Genomic DNA, 3,754 nt, shown 5'->3' with positions numbered 1-3,754 from the left:
GTGTATAAGAGACAGGTCCAGGGCGAACAGCCCCTCGGCGGCCAGCGACTTCTTCAGCTGCTCCAGCCGGACGAGCAGCTCCCCGATGCCCACCGGGCGTATCTCGGTGGCCCGCAGGGACAGCTGCCCCCGGGGCGCGTACCACTCGGGCTTGGCGAGGACGACGACCCGGGCGCCCTCGGTCACCACGTCGGCGATCCGGTCGAAGACCTGCCGGAAGCAGGTCACGCTCACCGAGATGTCGTGCGAAGGATCGCGCAGGGTCAGGAAGACCACGCCGGCGCCCGGCCGCCGCGACAGCTGGGTGATCTGCCCCTCCACCCAGACCGCGCCGAGGCGGTCGATCCACCCTCCGATCAGCCGCGACACGTCGCCGACGGGCAGCGGGGCTTCCGGTGAGGTAGTGAGAGCCATACGGGCGAGCGTATCGGCCGGTACCGACATCCGGGCCCAGCCGGGCGCCGGCCGCGATCCGGGGCCCGCGGGAGTGCGGGGGCCCGCGACCCGGCCCGCTCGGCCGCCCGGCCCGCGACCGGTGCGGGGCCGGCCGGCGGGCGCGACCACGCGTCGCCGTGCCGGCGGCCCGGGTGCGGGCCCGCGGGGCAGGGGCCGAACCGGAAGAACGGGCTCAGGCAGCCCGGCGGCCCCCCTGCAGCGCGAGTACCACCAGGCCGACCCCCAGCCAGCACACCCCGACCACCTGGGCGCTCGTCGTCGCCTCCCAGATCACCGCGACCAGCACCCCCGCGCCCACCACGGGCACGAGTACGTGCCGCCACCAGCTCGGCGGCCCCTCCATCCGGCGTACGGCGAACCAGCCCACCACCGACGCGTGCAGCAGCACGAACGCGGTCAGCGCCCCGATGTCCACCACCGACACCAGATGGTCCAGCCCGTCGTCACGCCGGGCCGCCCACACCGCCGCCACCATCGTCACGACCGCCGCCCCCAGGATCGCGACCCGGGGCACCCCCGACTTCGGGTCGACCCGGGACAGCACCGAGGGGAGCCGTCGTTCCCGGGCCATCGCGAAGACCAGCCGCCCGGCCGCCGCCTGCCCGGCCAGCGCCGCGAACGCCGCGCCGATCGCCTTGCTGACGGCCACCAGGTCGTGCAGCCACGTCCCGACCGAGGCGTCCACCGCGTCGTAGAACGCCGAACCCTGCTTCGCCGGGTCGGCCGCCAGCTCGGCCGAGGACACCGGCTCCAGCAGGGCCGCCAGATACGACTGCACCACGAACAACGTGCCCGCCAGCACCAGGCAGAACAGCACCGCACGCGCCACCTTCGCCGAGCCGCCCGTCACCTCCTCGGCGAACGAGGCGATCGCGTCGAAGCCGAGGTAGGACAGCACCGCGATCGACACCGCCCCGAGCACCGCCGTCATCGAGAAGTCGGTGTCCCCGGCCAGCGGAGTCAGCCAGCCGCGCTGGGCCCCGTCCCTGACGAGGACGACCACCGCGGACACCACGAACACCAGCAGCACCACGATCTCCAGGGCGAGCACCGCGAACCCCACCCGCGCCGCGGTCCGGACGCCCCAGAGGTTGAGCGCCGTGGTCACGACGACCGCGATCGCCGTCCACACCCACTGCGACACCTCCGGGACCAGCGCGTTCATCGCGATCCCGGAGAACAGGTAGGCGACGGCGGGGATGAGCAGGTAGTCGAGCATCGCCATCCACCCCGCGATGAACCCCGGCCCCTCCCCGAGCCCCTTGCGGGCGTAGGCGAAGACCGACCCGGCCATCGGGGCGACCCGCACCATCTGGGCGTAACTGAACGCGGTGAAGGCCATGACGACGGTCGCCACGAGATAGACGAGCGCCACCGCGCCGTCCGATTTCGCGTCCAGTGTGCCGAACACACCGACCGGGGCCATCGGGGCGATGAACAGCAGCCCGTAGACCACCAGGTCCCTGAACCCGAGCGTCCTGTGCAGTCCCGCCTGCTCCGTAGCACCGCCGGCCATGAACCCTCCGTCGCTCGATCGCGTACGCCCCAGTCTCCCGACCCCCGGCCGCCCCGCGTCTCTCCGACACGGCCTTACCCCGGCACGGCCTTACGATGGGACGCATGACTGACACTCCTGCCCGCCGTGTCCTGCTCGCCGCGCCCCGTGGCTACTGCGCGGGCGTGGACCGTGCCGTGATCGCCGTCGAGAAGGCCCTGGAGCAGTACGGGGCCCCCGTCTACGTCCGCCACGAGATCGTGCACAACAAGTACGTCGTGCAGACCCTGGAGAAGAAGGGCGCGATCTTCGTCGAGCAGACGGCGGAGGTGCCCGAGGGCTCCATCGTGATGTTCTCCGCGCACGGCGTCGCGCCCACCGTCCACGCGGAGGCCGCCGAGCGCAGGCTCGCCACGATCGACGCGACCTGCCCCCTGGTCACCAAGGTCCACAAGGAAGCCGTCCGCTACGCCAAGGAGGACTACGACATCCTCCTGATCGGCCACGAGGGCCACGAAGAGGTCATCGGCACCAGCGGCGAGGCGCCCGACCACATCACGCTCGTCGACGGCCCGGAGGACGTGGCGAACGTCGAGGTCCGCGACGAGTCGAAGGTCGTCTGGCTCTCCCAGACCACGCTCTCCGTCGACGAGACGATGGAGACGGTGGGCGCCCTCAAGCAGAAGTTCCCGAACCTCCTCTCCCCGCCCAGCGACGACATCTGCTACGCCACGCAGAACCGCCAGATCGCGGTCAAGAAGCTCGCGGAGGACGCCGAACTCGTCATCGTCGTCGGCTCCAAGAACTCCTCGAACTCGATCCGCATGGTCGAGGTCGCCCTGGACGCCGGCGCACCCGCCGCGCACCTGGTGGACTTCGCCGCCGAGATCGACGAGGCCTGGCTGGAAGGCGTCACCACCGTCGGCCTCACCTCCGGTGCCTCGGTCCCGGACGTCCTGGTGGACGGCGTGCTGGAGTGGCTCGCCGAGCGCGGGTACGCGGACGTCGAGACGGTCAAGACGGCGGACGAGTCGATCACCTTCTCGCTGCCCAAGGAGCTCCGCCGCGACCTGCGCGCCGAGGCCGCCGAGCTCTCGGCGAAGTGACGACGCGGGCGCTCCCCGGGTCCGGTGCGTGTCCGGGGCCCGCTGCCCGTACCGTGGATCCATGGAGATCTTCGGTGTGGACATCGGCGGCTCAGGGATCAAGGGCGCTCCCGTGGACCTGGACCGCGGAGAGCTGGCGCAGGAGCGACACAAGGTACTGACACCGCATCCGGCCACGCCCGACGGCGTGGCCGACGGTGTGGCCGAGGTCGTCGGCCACTTCGGCTGGAAGGGTCCGGTCGGCATCACCTTCCCCGGAGTGGTCACCGGCGGAATCACCCGGACCGCGGCCAACGTCGACAAGGCGTGGATCGACACGGACGCGCGCACCCTGCTCAGCGACCGGATCGGTCAGCCGGTCACCCTCCTCAACGACGCCGACGCGGCCGGCGTCGCCGAGATGACCTTCGGCGCGGGACGGGGCCGCAAGGGCACGGTGATCGTGCTGACCCTCGGTACGGGCATCGGCAGCGCCGTCTTCACGGACGGGCGGCTCGTCCCCAACACCGAGCTGGGCCACCTGGAACTGCACGGCCACGACGCGGAGAAGCGGGCGTCCACGAAGGCCAAGGAGGACGAGGACCTCAGCTGGAGCCACTGGGCGCACCGGGTGCAGAAGTACCTGGTCCACGTCGAGATGCTGTTCTCGCCCGCGCTGTTCGTCATCGGCGGGGGCGTCAGCCGCAAGGCGGAGAAG

General features: G+C 71.7%; 4 protein-coding genes. 2 read left to right on the top strand and 2 right to left on the bottom strand.

Annotated elements, in window-relative coordinates; translation table 11 throughout:
• Positions 1–414: exodeoxyribonuclease VII large subunit (locus IH13_RS0111080; RefSeq protein ID WP_158791123.1), on the bottom strand; the 414-nt coding region annotated here is incomplete at its 3' end.
• A gap of 214 nt (positions 415–628) precedes the next feature.
• On the bottom strand, positions 629–1,972 hold the full coding sequence (locus IH13_RS0111075) for an APC family permease (RefSeq protein WP_031083368.1): 1,344 nt from the start codon (positions 1,970–1,972) through the stop codon (positions 629–631).
• A 95-nt stretch (positions 1,973–2,067) separates the two neighbouring features.
• On the opposite strand from IH13_RS0111075, the gene IH13_RS0111070 reads away from it, so the two are divergent.
• Both IH13_RS0111070 and ppgK read left to right on the top strand, forming a co-directional pair.
• Entirely contained in the window at positions 2,068–3,057 is a 990-nt protein-coding gene (locus IH13_RS0111070; protein WP_199814631.1) for a 4-hydroxy-3-methylbut-2-enyl diphosphate reductase, read from the top strand.
• Positions 3,058–3,118: 61 nt separating this feature from the next.
• On the top strand, positions 3,119–3,754 hold a 636-nt coding region (ppgK, locus tag IH13_RS0111065; protein WP_031083364.1), incomplete at its 3' end, for a polyphosphate--glucose phosphotransferase.

It is taken from the genome of Streptomyces sp. NRRL WC-3549 (assembly GCF_000721935.1).
Lineage (GTDB): Bacteria > Actinomycetota > Actinomycetes > Streptomycetales > Streptomycetaceae > Streptomyces.
This window is presented reverse-complemented; position numbering and strand designations above follow the sequence as displayed.